This window comes from Shimia sp. Alg240-R146, from assembly GCF_947331465.1.
In the GTDB taxonomy this organism is placed as follows: Bacteria; Pseudomonadota; Alphaproteobacteria; order Rhodobacterales; family Rhodobacteraceae; genus Shimia.
The window spans coordinates 757,411-775,802 of sequence record NZ_CAMZOK010000003.1 but is presented as its reverse complement, the minus strand read 5'-3'; the positions used below and the strand labels follow the sequence as shown (position 1 = coordinate 775,802).

The window sequence follows — 18,392 nt, the reverse complement described above, 5'->3', positions numbered from 1 at the left end:
TTTCGCGCTCTGTTGGTGTTAACTATGGTGAATGATTGTGGTTATCCCGTGGCGCAAACGGGGAAATTGGCGTTTTCCGTGCCGACGACCGCCCCAAGCGTGACCATTGTCAGGATATGACCGCCCGCGACGCCGCATTGGCCTGATACGCTGCTTCCGGCGCGGATAGAGGCGATGTCACGATGAAAGGTCGCGACAAACCCGCTGCGCAGAGCGTTGAACGTGATCGAGGCGGCCTGAAAGCCAAACACCTGCCGTGTGATCGGAAACTGCGCCTTAAACACCGCTTCTTTCGCGGAAAACAGGCGGCGGGCCAGCAAAAGCCGCTCGGCCTCTGGAAGTTGTGCGAGCATCGCGGCCTCTTCGGACGTGCAAATCGCCTTGATCAATTCCGGCTTCAACGGCGCTTGCGGTTCCACGTCAACGCCAAGCGCGCGAAAGCGCGTTTGGGGCGCGACAATAGCCAATGCCGCGCCTCGATTATGGGTGATCGATCCGGCGATGCCGGTGGGAAACACCGGCGCGCGGTCGGTGCCTTTAGGTATGGCCACGGCTGGCAGATCCAGCGATTGCAAAGCTTGCCGAGCTGCACGACGACCCGCAGCGAACTCGCGTTTTCGCTTGGGGATCGCGCTGGCGATGGCCACGGCCTCTTCGGGCAAGACCGTGGCCGGGCTTTGCGTCGGGTCGGCCACGCCAACACCAACGCCGCGCGGTGCAAACCGTCGGGCCAGATCCAGCAGATCGGTCAGGTGTTCAGAGGGATTTGTCATTACGTCCTCGCCCTGCGACGCGCGCGCATGGCGCGGCGCTTACTCATCATTTCCGCGCGCCCATCGGCACGGTCCGCAACATCTTCGCGGCTCGCCACCTGCGGCGCATCTGCGGGACGGGAGCCGCCCGTTAGCTCTTCGATACGTGTGACCAGTCCGGCCATGGTTGGAAAGCGGAAAATGTCGGTGATCGACAGCTTCGCCGCGCCGGTTTCGGTGCGGATGTCCCGATGCGCCTGAACGGCCAAAAGGCTGTGCCCACCAATGTCAAAGAAGTTGTCGGTTGCGTTGACTTCGGCCACCCCCAACACCCGCGACCAAACCGCCGCAACCGTGGCCGCGACATCGCCTGTCACCGCGACCGGTGCAGTCACGGGTGCCGCAGCGACGGGTTTCGTGACCGCGACAGTGCGGGTTTCTTCCGGTGACGGAAGCGCCTTGCGGTCGACCTTTTTGTTGGGCGTCAGCGGGAAATCGGTGACGGTGACATAGTGTTGGGGCCGCATGAAGGCTGGCAGATTGGCCCGCAACGCCGCGCGTATGTCCGCCTCATCCGGTATCGCATCGCCACGCAGATACGCTACGAGGCGCACATCGCCCGGCGTGTCTTCACGCGGCATAACCACGGATTGTGCGACGCCGGTGATTTCTTCCAGACGGGTTTCGATTTCGCCCAGCTCAATGCGATAGCCGCGCAGCTTGACCTGATGGTCGGCGCGTCCAAGGAAATCGAGCTTGCCGTCATCGCGCCAGCGCACCAGATCGCCGGTTTTATAAAGCCGCCCCTCGCCAAAGGGGTTCTCGACAAAACGCTCCGCCGTTAACGCTTCGCGCCGCCAATAGCCACGCGTCACGCCTGCGCCGCCGATCAACAACTCGCCGGGCACCCCAACGGGCGCGGGATCACCCGCCGCGTCCAGCACGTAGATTCCCGTGTTGGCAATCGGCGCGCCGATATTGGCGACACCTTCGCCCGCCTCGGCCATGCCGGTTGTTGACCAGATGGTGGTTTCGGTTGGGCCATACATATTTTGTATGCCCGCATCGGTGGCCGCGTTCAGATCGGCAACCAGACCGCCCGAAAGCGCCTCACCACCGATCATCAAATGATCCACACCACGTAGCGCAAACCGCGCCTCGTCGTTCATCGCAATCATCCGCGCCATCGACGGGGTGCACTGCAAGTGGCTGACGTCATGGCGGATCATTTGCGCCGCAATCGACACATCCGACGGGTCCAATTCGCCGCCCTCATTTGCCAGCCGCAGCACTTCGGCCAAGGGCTTGAGCCCCTCCATAACGGTGGCGGTATCGATGCCGTAGTCGATCAAACAGGCGATCTCGGTCACACCGATGCGTTTGACCTGCTCAACCCGATCCAATGCGTCTTCAATGGTGCCAAACAGACCCGAGTCTTCGAAATACCGCAGGAAGGCAAAGTCCAGAATGCCTTCAAGCTCTTCCTCAGTCAGACCGCCAAGGTCGAGTTGAAACGCGTTGTCGACGCCTTCGGGTTTTTTGAACGCAGGGAAGGCCCAAGCGTATTGTTTGATCAATCCCGCCGCGCTGCGCAGGTAGTCTTTCATTGGTTCGCGGGCGATTTCGCGCGCCTTTTCGCGATCCTCGGCCAAGAAGCTGTGCAGCATCAAGGTCACGCTGAAATCATCGGGATTGTGCCCCGCTTCGCGCAGCGCATCGTGATACAGCGCAATTTTGCCGCCAACCTCGTCCACGCTTTGCCCCAATAGGTGCGTCAGCACGTTGCAGCCATGCCGCCCGGCCTCTTTCCAGGTCTCGGGATTACCCGCCGTGGTCACCCACAGCGGCAGCTCTTTGGACACGGGCCGCGGTTGCGTCAGCACCGCATGCATCGAGCCATCCTGCTTGGCGAATGCGACCTCTTCGCCGCGCCAAAGTTTGCGCAGCTCCGTCATCTGTTCAAACATCGCAGGCTTGTTGGCGGGCGGCGTGTTTTCAGGGCGCAGCACAAAGTCGTCCGGCTGCCAGCCCGAGGCAATCGCCATACCCGCGCGGCCGTTGGTCAGGTTGTCGATCACCGCCCATTCTTCGGCGATGCGGGCTGTGTGGTGCAGGGGCGCGACGCAAGATCCGGCGCGCACGCCGATCTGTTTGGTCACAGCCGCCACCGCCGCGCCGGTGACCGACGGGTTGGGGTAGGGGCCGCCAAAGGCGTGGAAGTGGCGTTCTGGCGTCCAAACGGCGCAAAACCCATGCGCGTCAGCAAATTTCGCGCCTTCCAGCAGCAGTTCGTATTTCTTGGACCCCTGACCGTCATCGTTGCCCCAGTAATAAATCGACATCTCCATGCCACCCGACGCCGCCGGCAGGCGCCCACCCGAGATCTGGGTGGTGGTCTCGTCACCGGATAGCACAAGCTTAAAGCCGCGCGAGAGGGTCCAGAACAGCTCCAGCACCGAGATATCAAAGCTGAGAGATGTGACCGCAAGCCACGTGTCGCCTATGTTGTAGGATATCCGCGCGTCCATCCCAGCAAAGAAATTGGCGACATTGCCGTGCTCGACCATCACCCCTTTGGGCGTGCCGGTAGAACCGGAGGTGTAGATCAGATAGGCGAGATCATCGCCGCCAGAAATCACATCGGGATTCTGCGCACTGGCTTTTGACAGCCGCGCGTCAGTGTCGAGTTGCAAGACCTGTGCCTGATGGTCAGGCAAGTCTTTGGCAAGCGCCACTTGTGTGACGATCACACCGCAGCCTGAATCGGCAATAAAATGCGCCAGACGATCGGCGGGATAGGTTGGGTCCATCGGCACATAGGCACCGCCTGCCTTTAGGATCGCCAGCGCCCCGACCACCAGATCGGGACCGCGACGGGTACACAATCCGACCAAAGCCCCGTGTGTCACCCCCATATCGCGCAGCACATGCGCAGCACGGTTCGCCCGGGCGTTAAGATCCGCATAGCTGAGCGTATCATGCTCATAAACCAATGCCGCTGCATTCGGCGTGGCAGCAACTTGCGCCTCAAATTGGGCGACAATGGTGGCGTCCGCATCAAAATCGACGGCTGTGTCGTTCCAATTGGTCAGCAGGTCTTGGCGCTCGGCTTCCGGCAAGAACGGCAAGTCTTGAACCGCGGTGTCATCCGCCATGGCTTCTGCCAAAAGCTCCAAACGCGCGACCAGGCGTTTGGCGTGGGCGTCGCTGAGCCGTGTGGCGTCAAAATGCAATGCCGGAGCATCGCCAAGCGCAACTGTCAGAGCAGCGCCTTCGACCGCGCCAGACCCATCCAGTGTGACCGCCAAATCAGGCATTCCCGGTGCGGCGAGGGTCGGGTCACGGGCAATCAAATCCTGCGCCCAAGCGCCGTTGTGGGTCAGTGTCTCGAGCGTTGACGTAACAGCATCTACCGCACTGGCCACGGTGCCCTGCAGGACCTCGGTATTCACTCGCAAAGGCACCCAATCGCTCAGAATGCCAGCCGCGCGAGGCAGGTCGGCGGGACACAGGGCAATGTCGCAAGCCTCCGGTACCCCTGACCGCAACGCCCAAAGGGTCACTGCGGTCAGGGCTTGCTTGGAGGGCAACTCGGGCAGGGTCAACGCGACCCTGCGCATATCGGGCAGATCGCCAGCTGCGGCGATCAAAGGCAGGTTTGCCGGTAGAAAAGCCGCCAGACGCGCGCGCCAAAAGGCGTCGGACTTGGCAACTTTGGCCATGGTGGCGCTCAGCGTCTCGGCGGCGGCGCGATCCAACAGAGGCAGACGTTCTCCGTCGCGGATGACATGGCCAGGGATTTGTGTGTGTCCTGCGCTGTCGGTCAGGCAGGACAAGGTCACAGCCCCGCGTCCACAGGCGATGGTCACCGCATCAGGGCCGACGGCCAACACCGCGCCGGGTTCACCATGGCCTGCGCTTTCGGCGATCTCGGCGGCTCCGACCAGCAACACACGGCCTGACGCGACGAACTTCGGCGCGCACAACGGGTTGAAATAATCGCCATGGTCCAGCGCGCGCACCAGCGCGACGACCTCTTGGGCATCGCGGCGGAAATCGATCCGACCTGCCGCCTCCGGCAGATGGCCAAGACCGAAATAGCTGCGTTGCCCCATGTCTTGAGGCCGCGCATCAGGCAAACCATCGGACAGAGCGGTGACAACTTCCGGAAAGCTCTCGATTGCGGCGGCATAGGCTTTGGTGTTCAGCGTCAGCGCGGTGTCGGCCTGTGCAATGTCAAACATGCGCTGCGCAATGATGTCGCCAGTGTCGGCTTTGGCTTCGATCTTGTGCCAAGTGATGCCGTGACGGGCCTCTTGGTTAAGTCGCGCCCAAACTGGCGCGTTCAAACCCGCATAGCGCGGCAGCGGCCCGTCGTGAAAGTTCACCGCACCTCTGGTTGGCAAACCCAGTACCGCTTGCGGCAACATGTCGAGGTTGGCAATCGACAGCAACCAATCAAATGCCTCGCCTCGAAGCGCCTCTGCAATATCCGCATCAGAGGACACAACCCGCAGCCCTTCGCGCTCCGCCCACGTCCGAATATCGGTGGCGCGTGTGACGATGGCTGCAATGGCATGGCCTGCGTCCCGCCACATCGTGGCGCATTGGATCAGCAGGCTTTCATTGCCGATCATCACGGCGCTCATGCGAGCAGTGGAAAGGGTATCAAGGCTCATGTGTTGGCCTCCTTGCGCGGGTTTAGCGTGGGTGTTGCGGACCGATCGCGCGGGGCCCGGTTGGAAATGTTGCGAAGATAATGGCGGATCAGGTCCCAAAGGAACCAATTGGGATCTCGCCGCGGTTTGCGCCCAATGATGCGGCGTAGTTTCCAGATCAGCGTGCCGGTGACATGCGCCAGCGTGGGTGCAAAGGCGCTGTCATGGTTTTTGCGGAAATAATACAGGCGGCTGTCAAACCAGTAAGACGGCATGCGTTGCCATGTTTTCATACAGGTGGACACGGATCCGATATGCGTCACTTCGCTGGCGCGCACATATTCGGTGGGCCATCCGGCCCGTGCGGCCCGCAGGCACAAATCGGTTTCTTCAAAATAGAGGAAAAAGCTCTCATCAAAGAGGCCAATGTCTTCAAGAACCTCGCGGCGCAGCATCATCGATGCACCCGCAAGCCAATCCACGCGCATGGTCTCAGGTGGGATCGGCAACGGCACGATATGGTTTTTTAGCATCCGCGAAATCACGCCAAGTCGCGCGGCACCCTCAAGCTCGCTCCAGACCGTGGGAAAGCGGAACGCGGTGACATGCGGTGCGCCGTCTTCGCCATGGATATAGCTGCCAGCAATGCCAACGTCAGGATTGAGCGTCAGATGTGCCAGCAGCAGTTGAATGCTGCCCGCATCGGGAAACGCATCAGAGTTGAGAATATAGACGTAGTCAAAGCCCTTGGCGGCGCCGTGCCGGATGCCAAAATTGTTGCCCGCGCCAAAGCCGCCATTATGGCCCGATTGCACAACCTCAACGCGGTTCTCGGCCCAAGTGGCGTGCGCGAGACCATCACGGATCATCTCAAAACTGCCGTCCCCACTGTCGTTGTCGACAATCACGATGCGCCCGTCGATGCCATGCATTTCGCGCGCAGCTGCCTGGGCAGCACGCAGAGTCATCTCCGGCGTGCGCCAATTCAGGATCACGGTCAAAAGGCGGGGGGCGTCACTCATTCGGCGGCCTCCCTATGCTGGCTGTTAAAGGTGGCCTCGGCTTCGGCGATCACCTTTTTCATGCGGGCTGCCAGCACACGCACATTGGGTTCCAGAACCATACTATCGTGATCTCCCGGCACCTCAAAGACCTGGACGTGCGGCACGTATTGGCCCCAGTCGTTGTCGGAGAACACATAAGCGCGGTCCGCGTCGACCAAACGACCCTCACCCATATCCCACTTACCCGAAAGAGGCGGACGGAACAGCACGAGGTTGCCGGTCCACGGCGTGACATCATAGGTGGCAACGGCACGCAAAAACGCCGCCTCGATTTCGGCATCGTGGAACTGTTGGCCTTGCGCGTCCTGTGCGGTTTCTTCCGGCGCACGACGCTTGGAGAGCTCCCAAGCGATACGGTTTTTGGCCCAGATCAGCGGATAGGCGAGGCCTTTGGCCTTGAGTTCCTGCATCTGGATTTTCATCCGGTCAGCCCGCGAAAGCGCACGGCGCCGCGGCAGCGGTGTGTCAAGCAGTGCGACAAGCGCGACCTCTTCTCCGTCAGCCTCAAGCTGGCGTCGGATTTCGTAAGCGGTGATGCCGCCGCCGGAAAACCCTCCAAGCAGATACGGCCCGCTCGGCTGCACTTGCCGCATCTCGGCGATGTAGTCACGCGCGGCTTCTTGCAGGTCATCATGCGGTGCGGCGTCGCCCAAAAGACCACGCGCCTGAAGGCCATAAAACGGCCGGTCAGCCCCAATTAGATGCGCGAGATGGCGCAAGTTCAACACGTTGCCGAACATGCCCGCCACAAGGAAGAACGGGCGTCGCGGCCCGCCTTCTCCGCTGTGCATGGGCACTAGATGGGTGAAACGGCTGGCGGCGCGCGGCGCGGTCTCAGGCTCAGATGAGCCTTCGCTCGCACGGGTCTGACTGACGTCAGACGGCGTGTCGCCACCGACGCGATCCGCAATCATCGCTGCACAGGTTTCGATCGTAGGCGCTTCGAACAAGACCGAGATCGGGAACTCAATGCGATAGGCCTTTTTGACCATCGCAAACAGACGCACTGCAATCAGGCTGTGCCCGCCAAGGTCAAAGAAACTGTCACGCGTGCCGACTTTGTCGACGCCCAGCAAGTCCTGCCAGAAACCGGCCAAGGTGCGTTCGATGTCATTTGACGGCGCGACAAAATCTGTGTCCAGCTCGGGACGTTCAAACGCCTGACCGTCGCCCGCAGTGTCGGACACGCCCGCCTCTGCCTGCGCAATAAGCGAGGGCAGATCGAGCGAAGAAATAACGACCTGAGTCAGGGGCGCGCGCAAGGCGGCCTCAAACATCGCAGCGCCTTGCGCAGGCGGGATGCCCTGACTCAGGTTGTGGATCAGACGTTCCTCTGCAGCTGAGAGAGGATGCATCGTCTGACCCTGGGTATCAAAAGAGATTTCGGCCGCGCTCAGCGGCGGTTGCGCGACCAAGCCAGCGGCCTCGACCCGGCGGATCGACAGACCTTGAACCTCGACACAGACCGCGCCGTCCGGTGCGGCGAGTGTCACATCAAAACGGACCACACCTTCGGCGCTGGTGCCGGAGGCAAGGCGGACGTGGCTTACGATTTCGGACGGCAACGGCGCATACATCGTCAGCGCGTCATAGCTGACCGGCACCCAGAGATGTGCTTGCCCATAGCCGAGGATCAGATCCATCGCCCATCCGGTCGCTATATCCAGCAAGCCGGGAGGCAGGAGGCAGCCATCGTTGGCAAACTGCGGATCAAGCGCCAGCGATGCCAAGCCTTCGCCATCGCGGAGGGCCATCTCACGCAGGACCTTCCAACGCGGGCCGAACGTCAAATGCGCTTCTTGCGGGGCCGACAGCGCAGAGGACCCTGCCGCTTTGGTTCCGTCACCTACGCGGGCCTTAGCGCTGGCAATATCTAGAACAGGCGGTTTCCCGGCGCTGGGGATCAATCGAGCCTCAGCGTGGGTTTGCCACGCCTCGCGGCCTTCAAAAAGGCAAGCGCTTTGCACCTCAAACCGATACCCCTCGTCCGAGCGTTCCAAACGCACACGCATGATGAGGGTCTCGCCTTCGTCCACACGCAAGGGACGCAGGAACAGCAAGTCACGCAGGGCAAATCCGCCGTCCTCGCCATGTTCACGCAGCGCCTCAGCCGCGAGTTCGATGTATCCGGTACCGGGCAGGATCGCCGCGCCCTCTTTGGTGCGGTGCTCATCCAACACCCAGCGCGACGTGTCATAGCGCGCTTCAAAGATGCGATGTCCTGCGGCGTCAAATCCCGCAGTGTCCAACAACGGCGCGCTGATGGGTTCCAATGGCTTCGGGGCAACGTTGCCCTGTCGCGCTGCGACAGCTTCGGCCGCCATGCCGATCTCGGCCCAAATGCCCCAGTTGATCGCCCGTACGCGGGTCGCGTCGCCACGGCGGGATTGCGCATAAGCGTTCAGGTAAGCGTTGGCGGCAACATAATCGATCTGCCCCACGGGCGCGGTGGCGGTAGAGGACGAGCTGAACAACACCAACCAGTCAAGATCGCCATCGGGGAAGAGTTGTTCCAACACCTGTGTGCCGTGCAATTTCGGCGCCAGCACGTCGTCAATCTGCGCAGATGTTTTGGCCAAAAGCGGGGCGTCGTCGATCACGCCCGCGGCGTGGATCACACCGTTAATGGGGCCAAAGGCCGCGCGCGCGGTGGCGACAGCATCGCCCATTTCGTCGATGTTGCACACGTCGGCCGCCAGACAAAGTACCTCGCCACCAAGGCTTTCGAGTCGTTCGACGGCGCGAATGCGGCGGGCAATGCGATCCTGCGGGGCATGGCCGCGCAAATACGCGGCCCATTTTGCCCGCTCCGGCAGCCCATCGCGAGAGATCAGCACCACATTGGCGCGGGCCTCGCGAATGGCGCGTTCCGCCACGGTCAGGCCAATTCCGCCAAATCCGCCAGTGATCAGATAGGTGCCACCGTCTCTCCAAACCGGCATATCTTCTGCGCCAAGTTCTGTCTTGCGATAGCTCCGCTCAAATCGTTTGTCCCCGCGCCAAGCCGCAATCAGGCTGCGCGGTTCGGCCATCAGGTCCTCAATCAGGCGCATCGCCAGCGTCAGGTGGCCTTTGCGTGCCGGCGGTTGCACGTCAATCAACGCCGCAGTCACACCCGGCAGCTCACGCGGGATCACTTGCACAGCGCCAAGAGCTGTGGATTTCTCAGGATAGGGCAGGGCCTCGCCGCGCACTTGCAGCGCGCCGGAACTGATCGCAGTGACATGCAATGGCCGTGGCAGGTTCTCGTCTGTGATCGCTTGCGCAAGGAACAATAGGCTCATGAACCCCTGCTCCTGATTGCGGTGGAAAAAGCTGGAACCGGGTCGATGGTTTTCGGTTTCCGTCAGCAGCCACATGTGCACCACGCGATCCGGCACGCGGCCGCGCGCCATTAGATCGGCAATCAACGCATCGTAGCCTTCGCGGCCCCTCTCGGGCGCAAGCACATAGCCATCCGGCCCGTCAGCGGCAAAGGCATCACCCGTGCGCACGGTCACCACATCATGGCCCGCATTGCGCAGTTGACTTGCCACGGCGGCGCCGGTTCCGCCAGCATCTGTGAAGATCAACCAATGGTGTTTGGGCGCGTCCGCAAGCTCAGTGGCCACATCGATTTCACATTCCGCCAGTCGCGGTCTCCAAACCGGTGCAAAGGCCCAGTCGGCAGTGTCATCAAGGCGCATCAACAGATCATCCGGCGCGTCGATCTGATCTTTTCCGGGCTCGATGAAATAGCGGCTGCGCTGAAAGGCATAGCTGGGCAGGACCACACGCTGGCGCGGCACGCCGCCCCAATATTGGTCAAAATCCACAGCAACGCCGCAGGCCCATAGCCGTCCCAGAACCGTCAGGAAATAGGCGTCGTCCGCGATTTTGTCTTCGGGATGGCGCAGCGAGGACACCACCTTGTCCGCTTTCACCTGACCATGCATTTTGACCAGAGAGGCCAGCGCCTTACCGGGGCCGACTTCAAGGTAGACGCGGTTCTGAGTCTGGCTCAGCGTGGTGATATCGTCGGCAAACAGCACTGTGTTGCGCAGGTGCGCGACCCAATAGTCGGGATCGGTTGCTTCGCTCGCAAGCAAGGCCGCGCCGGTGCGGTTGGAAATGATCGGCAGCACGGGCGCCTGCAAATCGATCCCGTGCAGGTAATCGCCGAACCGCTCCAGAATGGGTTCCAGCATACTCGAATGCGCGGCGATGTTGATGGGCACACGCTGGGTGTCGATTTCCTCAGAAGCCAGTTCCGCCGCCAGCGCATCAAGCGCGGCATCTGGGCCGGATACTACGGTCAACGCCGGCGCATTCACTGACGCAATATCCAAATTTTCGCCAAGACGCGCGCTGACTTCGCCCAGCGGCAAAGGCACCGACAACATGCCGCCTGCAGGCACGGTATCAAACAGTTGGCCGCGCAGCTGCACCAGCCCAAGGCAGTCCTCAAACGACATCACGCCCGCCAGACAGGCGGCGGTGTTTTCGCCCATGGAATGGCCAACCAGCGCGGCGGGTTTCACTCCCCAGCTGATCCACAGCTGCGCCAGCGCATATTCCACCATCATGATCAGCGGCAGTTGCAGGCTCGGCTTTTTCAACGCCTCTTCGGCGTCTTGGACCGTCGCTCCTTCGGTCAGCCAAAGCGCGCGCAGCGCCTCGCCACCCTTGCCGGCGAGCACGTCAAAGCCATGGTCCATCCACTGTGCAAAGGCGGGCTCGGTCTCATACAGATCACGTCCCATGCCGACATATTGCGCGCCGCCACCGGGGAACATGAAGACAACTTCTGGCGCGTCCGCCTCGGCAGAATGAGTAAAAACGTGCAGATGATTGCCGGATTCCAACAAATCCGCCACCTGTTCATGGCTCTCTGCCACCAACACCCGCCGTTTTTCGAACTTTCGCCGGCCATTTAGCAATGTGTGTGCCACATCGGCCAAAGGCTGCTCCGGATTGGTCCTCAGATGTGCGGCAAGATTGGCGGCGTTGGCGTCCAGCGCTTTGGTGGAGCGGCCGGAAACAGCGATCAACTGAAACGGCCAGTCGCTGTCGGCACTAGGCACCCGCACGGGTGCCTCATCCACGATCACATGCGCGTTGGTGCCGCCGACCCCAAGGCTGTTCACTCCGGCCCGGCGGATGCCGTTGCGCGGAGCCCAATCGGTCAGCGCGGCGTTCACAGCAAACGGACTGGTGTCAAAATCGATGGCCGGATTGGGTTTCTCAAATCCCAGCGACGGTGGCATCTGTTTGTGATGCAGCGCCAGCGAGGTCTTGATCAGGCTCGCCGCACCCGCCGCTGTGTCCAGATGGCCGATGTTGGTTTTCACCGATCCGATCCGGCAGAACCCAGTGGCGTCGGTGGTTTCACGGAAAGCTTCGGTCAGGGCCGTCACCTCGATCGGGTCGCCCAGATAGGTGCCGGTGCCGTGGCATTCCACGTAATCCACCGTGTCTGCGGGGACATCGGCAATCGCCATTGCGTCGGCCACAGCCGAGGCTTGTCCGCCCACAGACGGCGCCAGATATCCGGCTTTGTCGCTGCCGTCGTTGTTCACTGCCGAGCCTTTGATGACGGCCCAGATGTGGTCTCCATCGGCAATTGCGTCTTCAAGTCGGCGCAACACAACCACACCCGCGCCCGAGCCAAACACCGTTCCTTGTGCGCGATGGTCAAACGCGTGGCATTCGCCGTCAGGCGACAGGATCTCGCCGTCCTCAAACACATAGCCCCGCCCGTGCGGCAACTCGATGGTCACGCCGCCCGCCAAGGCCATGTCGCATTCACCGTTCAGGATCGACTGCGCCGCGTAATGCACCGCAACCAGCGATGTGGAACACGCGGTTTGCAGACCCAGAGATGGCCCCTTCAGGTCAAGGAAATGGCTCAGCCGTGAAGCAAGGAAATCTTTGTCGTTGCCGGTGTGGCGCAGCAGGAACATGCCGGTGCTGTCCACCAGATCGCGGTTGGAACAGATGTTGAAATAGAAATAACTGCCCATGCCGCAGCCGGCAAAAACCCCAATCGGCCCGCCAAAGTTCTCGGGCATGTGGCCGGCGTTCTCCAACGCCTCCCAGCTCACCTCAAGGAATTGACGATGTTGCGGGTCCATGATCGCGGCTTCTTTCGGCGACAGACCAAAGAAATCGGCGTCAAACTCGGCAAAGCCATCCAGCATGGCAGCAGCAGGCACATAATTGCGGTGCTTCAGCCGCGCACGGCTTTCGCCATTGGCCAGCAAGTCCTCTTCAGAAAGGTGAGAAATCGAGCGGATTCCGTCGCGCAGGTTTTGCCAATACTGCTCAATGCCGGTCGCGCCGGGCAGGTGGGCCGCCATGCCCACAATCGCAATATCCGTCTCGCTTACCGGCGAGTCCGAGTGGTCGCTCACAATAAAACCTGCGTCTAACTATGCCATTTTGGCCTCAAGTTACGCCCATCACGCACCGAGACTCATTGATTGATACCAAAGTTATTGCGCCAAGGGTGCCTCAGAAAGGTGAAACTAGGGCAAATTGAGGGCGGACAGACCGGCAACTGCTGTTTGATTCAACCAAAGCGATATTCCTGCCAAAAGGAGTCCCGAGAACCAGAAAACCACATCGTGGCGCATATCCCACGCGTTGTGCCGACGCGCCAGCCAGATCACTGCCGGATATGCCAGCACCATCGCCACACCCTGGCCCACCAATGCCCCGATCAGCCCATGGGCGCTGGCTCCAAGGATCAGCCCTGCAATCATCAGCGCGGCCCGCGTTGACGCCAGCACAAAAAAGCCTCGGCTGTCGCCAGCCGCCAAAGCGGCGTGGTCATAGGTCAACGCAATGATCTGTGGGATCTGCATCACTGCCAAAAGCACGACAACACCGCCCGCCAACGCATAGCGCGGATCATAAAGCACACCGACCAGCCAGACGCCAAGAACTGCAAATCCGGTCAGCAATCCAAACAGCCCCGCGCTGAGCATCATGCGCAGCCTGTGCAGGTTGGCGCGGTTCGCGGCGCTCTCTTGCGGCGGCTTTTCGCGGTAAATCGGGATCATGATCCGGCGCGTCACCATTCCGCCAAGCAAAAGCGGAAAAGAGGCGAGGAAAAAGCCGATGTTGTAGACCCCCAACGCCCCAAGGCTGAGGTATTTGCCCAGAACGATTTTGTCGCCCTGAGACAACAAAAAACCGGCCGCCGTGGAGACGAATATCCACTTGCCAAATCCGATTAACTCCCGCGCGGCGGGGCGTTCCCAACGCGGCTTGTTCAATGCGCCCGGTAGAAAAATCTGGTAGAAAATCAATTGCATAAAGACAGTGGTCACCGCATTGGCCACCAGCGCCCAAACCGACCCCGTGATCCATGCAACTGCCACGCCAACCACCAAACCAAGCACCTGCGCGCTCAGGTCGATCGCCGTGATCCGGCCCAACACAAGGTTGCGATTTGCGCTGTCGCGTTTGGTTGGAAACAGCCCCATGATCAACAACGTCACGCCGACCACAGGCAGGATATCGGCCAACTCAGGCGCGTCGTAAAACGCCGCTGCAGGCGCCGCCAAGGCCCAAGTTACCACCAACAACAGAAGCCCGCGAATGACCTGAATGGTCCAGGCCGTGTCCAAAAACGCGCGATCCTCGCCGCGTTTGGATTGCAGGATCGATTGCGTCACGCCCATGTCGCTCAGGTTGGACAACCCTTGCAAAAACACCCAGACAAGGCTCATCACGCCAAAGGCTTCGGGGAACAGCAGCCGCGTCAGGATCAGGTTGGATGCCAACCGCAGTGCCTGCGAGCCACCATAGCCGATGATCGTCAAACCGCCGGAGCGAAACGCGCGTGCGGCCAACGACGAGCCGGAAGACAGTCCCGCCAATCGGCTCATCGACCGCGACCCCAACTGCCGTCTTTTTGCGGTGTCAGCTTCACGATCACTGAAACCCCGCCGTAGACCAACATCCCCAACGGGTCATGCAGACCCATGCGCAGCTTTTCCCACAGGCTAAGCGTGTGTTTGTCATCATTCTCCAAAAGATAGGGGTATTTGTCGGCCACTTCGGCCACCCCCGCATTTTGTCGCCGCCGCACTTTGATGAGCGCGCGGACCCCCTCGACCAGCGGCCACTCATACCCGGCAGGCACCGCGATTCGCTGCTTTGGCGGAAAACTGAGTCGCACAAAGGTGTCGTCCGCGATGATCTTGGGGAACAGCATCCAGTTGTCCCGCCCCGCAGTGTTCACCACAAACAGCCCCGCACCGGGGACGCCTTCAGTGACGAACGGCACCTGTTGATAGATGCGCGCATAGGCGCGCGTTGCCCACGATTGCGCGGGTGCCAGCCGCAAGTGCCCGCTTGCGTAGCGCGGCTCGTCAGTGTCCAGCGCGGCGCAAATCTGGGCAAACAAAGCCGGGTCCACAATGACGTCCGCATCCAGATACGCTCGCATCGGAAAATGCGCGATATGATCGCCCTGATTGAGCGCACCGGGTTTGCCTATTGCAGGCATGTCCAGCACATCCAGTTTCCAGCCGCGGTCCTTGGCAATGCCCTGATACATCTGGGCCAACGGTGCGGTGTCGTCCTCACAACCATTGGCCACAACAATCACCTGCGCCTGCTTCGGGCCGCTGGAAGACAGCACCGATCTCAGGCAAGCGTCAATGCGCTCTGCCTCGTTGTGCGCGGGGATGATGATGCTCAACACCTGCGGTTCGCCTCGTTGCCGTCGCCCTGTCGCGTGGGCTTTGCGGCGACCTTATCAGACAACCTTGCCCACCGACCAGTACCGGTCAAAAAAGTGATTGTTTTCCGAGTCGTGCCGCTCATTCAGAGCAGCCCTGACATCGGTATTACCAAAGCAGGAGAGGCGGCAAAAGCCACGGCCTCGATGCTGGTCAAAAGGTAGCTTCGGCCGTCTGCGGTGGCCCGAACCCGCGCTCCGTCCTGCTCAAATGCATACTCCGCCCGCGCCCCCGGCAGGATGGCCCGATCCGTCCCGGCGCCGCCATGCAACCGGTCTGCCGGTCCGTCCGCGATCAGGACATCGTCGCCACCACCGCCGAGCAGGCTGTCGATCTTGACCGTTCCGGCAATCCGGTCCGGTCCGTCGCCGCCCTCAAATACACCTCCATGCAGGAACGCGCCTTCTGCGCGCACCTCAGACCAATGCGGCCCCATTTCGTTATAGGAGGCCAATGCAGTGTGGCGCGGAGTCTCATCCCACAGGTGACGCAAATGCCCCCAACTGCCCCACTTGCTGGATTTGCCAACATCGTTGAACGCGTTGAAACTGCGGCCCCCAAGCCCGCGCCAACCGGCAAGCAATTCGCCATAAATTTCGCCCAAGACATCGCTGGTCGAGAACGCGGCAAAATAGCGTGTTAGCGCGTCGTTGTTGGCCCAGTTTCCCACACCTGCCACATGGCTGCCGCCCTCATACATCACCAGCGCGAGACCGTTGTCGCGCGCCACGCCAGCCTGATAAGGCAGCATCTCGTTGAGCAACTCCTTGAGCGACCCCTTGCGCAATGCCTCCGCGGTTTTGGCATGCATCCCTCTGTACTGGTGGGTGTCGACAAAAGCCGCCAATGCGGCCCGCTGCAATCCTTCTTCTGATCCGATCCGTTCCGCCGTTGCGCGGGCCTCCTCAAGCCAGCCCAAAACCGCGTCGGCCCCGCCGTCCAAACCCAGACCCACCCCAAAATATCCGGTCACCGCATAAGCATCAAAGCTCGCTACCGGTGGTGGCGCGCCATCCTTTTGCGCCAAAGGAGCTTCCAGCAGGCCCTTTTCAAGCCCCGGCCAATCGGTGTGCGTCGCCGCCACCCGCATCAGCCGCGTGTCAGCAGCTTCGCCAAACACCTCGCCCCAGATCCGCCCCATGGCGCCCGCCCGTGCGCCTGCGATCTGCATATGACCGTTTTCAACCTGTCCCCAGCGCGCCTCGCTCTCCTTCAAAGCCCATTGCGCTTGCTGAAATCCCCAGTTCCACAGCTCGTTGGAATATTCCACATGAGCCACCAAATCAGGGTTCAGTTGATCACGCACCAGCTCTGCAAAGCTGCGCATATAGGCGTCATCCGCCAGATGCGGCATGTTGAACCACGCATCCGCGCCGATTTCGTTGGCCAGTTGCACCATCACTTCCGCCGGAACCCCGCGCCAGCCATAAGTGAAATCCCCCGTCAGCGGGCGGCCCTCCCATGCGGCCTGTGTGGACGCGTTGGTCTGCATCCAATCCATGAACCGAACCAGTCGCAAGTCACCCACAATGCGCAGCCACTCCGGATTGAAGACCGCGCCCGCCTCAAACAGCGCGATTTGTGTCTCGGCCACCACGGAAATGCTGTGCACATAGTCGCCCGTTCGGGTCGGATCGGTGTCACGAATACGCACCCCGACATGGCCTTCACCTGGCGTATATTCAAACCAGATCTCATGATCCTCGCGGCTTGTGACCCGCGCCCGGCCCGTCATCTCAACGGTTCCAGCGCCTTGCCACGTCACGCGGTAGCGACCCGACAGCTCTGTGGCCTCGGGCGGTTGATCCGTCAACATGAGAGCCTCGACCGAGGCGATGTTTTCAGGAATGCCCCAGACCCAGCCCGCCTCGTCCATGAGGCCAAAGTCCTCCATCTCCTCTGTCGACACGCCACCCCATTGGCCCGGCAAATGCCCGACCCAAGGCCGCGCGGTCTTCATCAGATCAATGAACGGCAATTGCGTGCCCCAATCCGATATCGCCGCCAACCCCATCGCCAGCGCTGGATCGGCAAGGCCCAACCCCGGCGCTCCGCCATCTACAGGCAGGGTCGCAGGCGTTTTGAACGCCTGCCCAGACGAGGTCTCTGCTGTTTGCGATGGCGTTTCAACGGCTGCCATCCTGATCGGCTCCAAAACCAGCCGGTGAATTTCCTCGCGCACCGCTTCCCAATAGGTGCGGACATCCGCGTGGACCGTCTCGGGTAAATCGATCGCAAGCGGTAACTCCGCCTCAAACAGCCCGACATAGGTGATCGCACCGGCCAACAGATACAGCGTTGGCGTGCCGTGCGGCGCGTCGTCAGTGTACAAATCCTCAGGCGTCATATCGAACAACACGCCGCCATCCACCAACTCCGAAATCACCCGCGCCACAGGGATCATATCGATGCGAAGATCAGGGCGCGCGTCGCGCAGCTGCGCCACGTAGTCCTGATACCAAGTGTCATAGTCCCCCACGTGGAACTGCAAATAGCGGCGGAATTTGCGCGCCGAGGGGGGGAAGCTGCCATATCCCGACATGTCCGCCCAGCCTTGGTAAATCACAAACCGGTCAGGCGCGACGTCTGCCCTTTGGTCGATCACCGCCAATGTCGCCGAAACCGGCGAGGCCCTGTCGGGGTTGTCTCCGTCAAAGGCTTTGTCCGCGCCTTGGTATTGGATGAAATTGGCGGGGTTGATCATCACCACGTCCCAATCCACATCGGTGAAATTGCGATACTGCCGCGTCCACGCGCGGTCGACCTTGGCAAACCGCCAATTTGCCAGCGGTGTTTCGTCCTTGGCGAAATCACGCAAAAAGCCCCACTGGCCGTCCACCGCGATTGTCTTGCCATCTGCCTCCGCGAGCCGCGCCAACCAATGTGGCACAGCGGTTTCGTCGGTGTCGCTCAGGTGATGCACAAGGCTGTTGCCAAAGACATAAAGGTTCAGCCCGTCGCGCTCCTGTGCCGATGCACTCAGGCCGAAACAGGTGAACAGGCACAAGGCCATAGCCGCAAAGACGCGCATCGCTCATTCCTTCGAAAATCAAGGGTGACGCAAGTATGCGGCGATTCCGGTCCGGCATGGAAGAGGGCACACCATTTCAGACGACGTGGCGACCTACGTATTCTTACCGGCTTGTCCGTTGGCCGCGCTGCCGCCACTCTGAACGCAAGATTTAC

7 protein-coding genes are annotated in these 18,392 nt (G+C 61.1%); all 7 read right to left on the bottom strand.

The window, feature by feature from the left end; genetic code table 11:
• Window positions 1-41: 41 nt before the first annotated feature.
• A complete protein-coding gene (locus tag PG871_RS19410) occupies window positions 42-773 on the bottom strand; it encodes a 4'-phosphopantetheinyl transferase family protein (RefSeq protein WP_270732591.1) in 732 nt (243 codons plus the stop codon).
• Window positions 773-5,431: a MupA/Atu3671 family FMN-dependent luciferase-like monooxygenase gene (locus PG871_RS19405; RefSeq protein WP_270732589.1), complete on the bottom strand. Its 4,659-nt coding sequence runs from the start codon at window positions 5,429-5,431 to the stop codon at window positions 773-775. The genes PG871_RS19410 and PG871_RS19405 overlap by 1 nt, the downstream gene beginning before the upstream one ends.
• Window positions 5,428-6,432, bottom strand: a complete 1,005-nt coding sequence (locus PG871_RS19400) for a glycosyltransferase (protein WP_270732587.1) — start codon at window positions 6,430-6,432, stop codon at window positions 5,428-5,430. Before PG871_RS19400 ends, PG871_RS19405 begins: the two co-directional genes overlap by 4 nt.
• Window positions 6,429-12,866: a type I polyketide synthase gene (locus tag PG871_RS19395; RefSeq protein ID WP_270732584.1), complete on the bottom strand. Its 6,438-nt coding sequence runs from the start codon at window positions 12,864-12,866 to the stop codon at window positions 6,429-6,431. Before PG871_RS19395 ends, PG871_RS19400 begins: the two co-directional genes overlap by 4 nt.
• A 114-nt stretch (window positions 12,867-12,980) precedes the next feature.
• On the bottom strand, window positions 12,981-14,348 hold the full coding sequence (locus tag PG871_RS19390) for an oligosaccharide flippase family protein (RefSeq protein ID WP_270732582.1): 1,368 nt from the start codon (window positions 14,346-14,348) through the stop codon (window positions 12,981-12,983).
• Entirely contained in the window at window positions 14,345-15,169 is an 825-nt protein-coding gene (locus tag PG871_RS19385) for a glycosyltransferase (RefSeq protein ID WP_270732578.1), read from the bottom strand. Before PG871_RS19385 ends, PG871_RS19390 begins: the two co-directional genes overlap by 4 nt.
• Before the next feature lie 122 nt (window positions 15,170-15,291).
• Window positions 15,292-18,237, bottom strand: a complete 2,946-nt coding sequence (locus PG871_RS19380; RefSeq protein ID WP_270732576.1) for a calcium-binding protein — start codon at window positions 18,235-18,237, stop codon at window positions 15,292-15,294.
• Window positions 18,238-18,392: the final 155 nt, after the last annotated feature.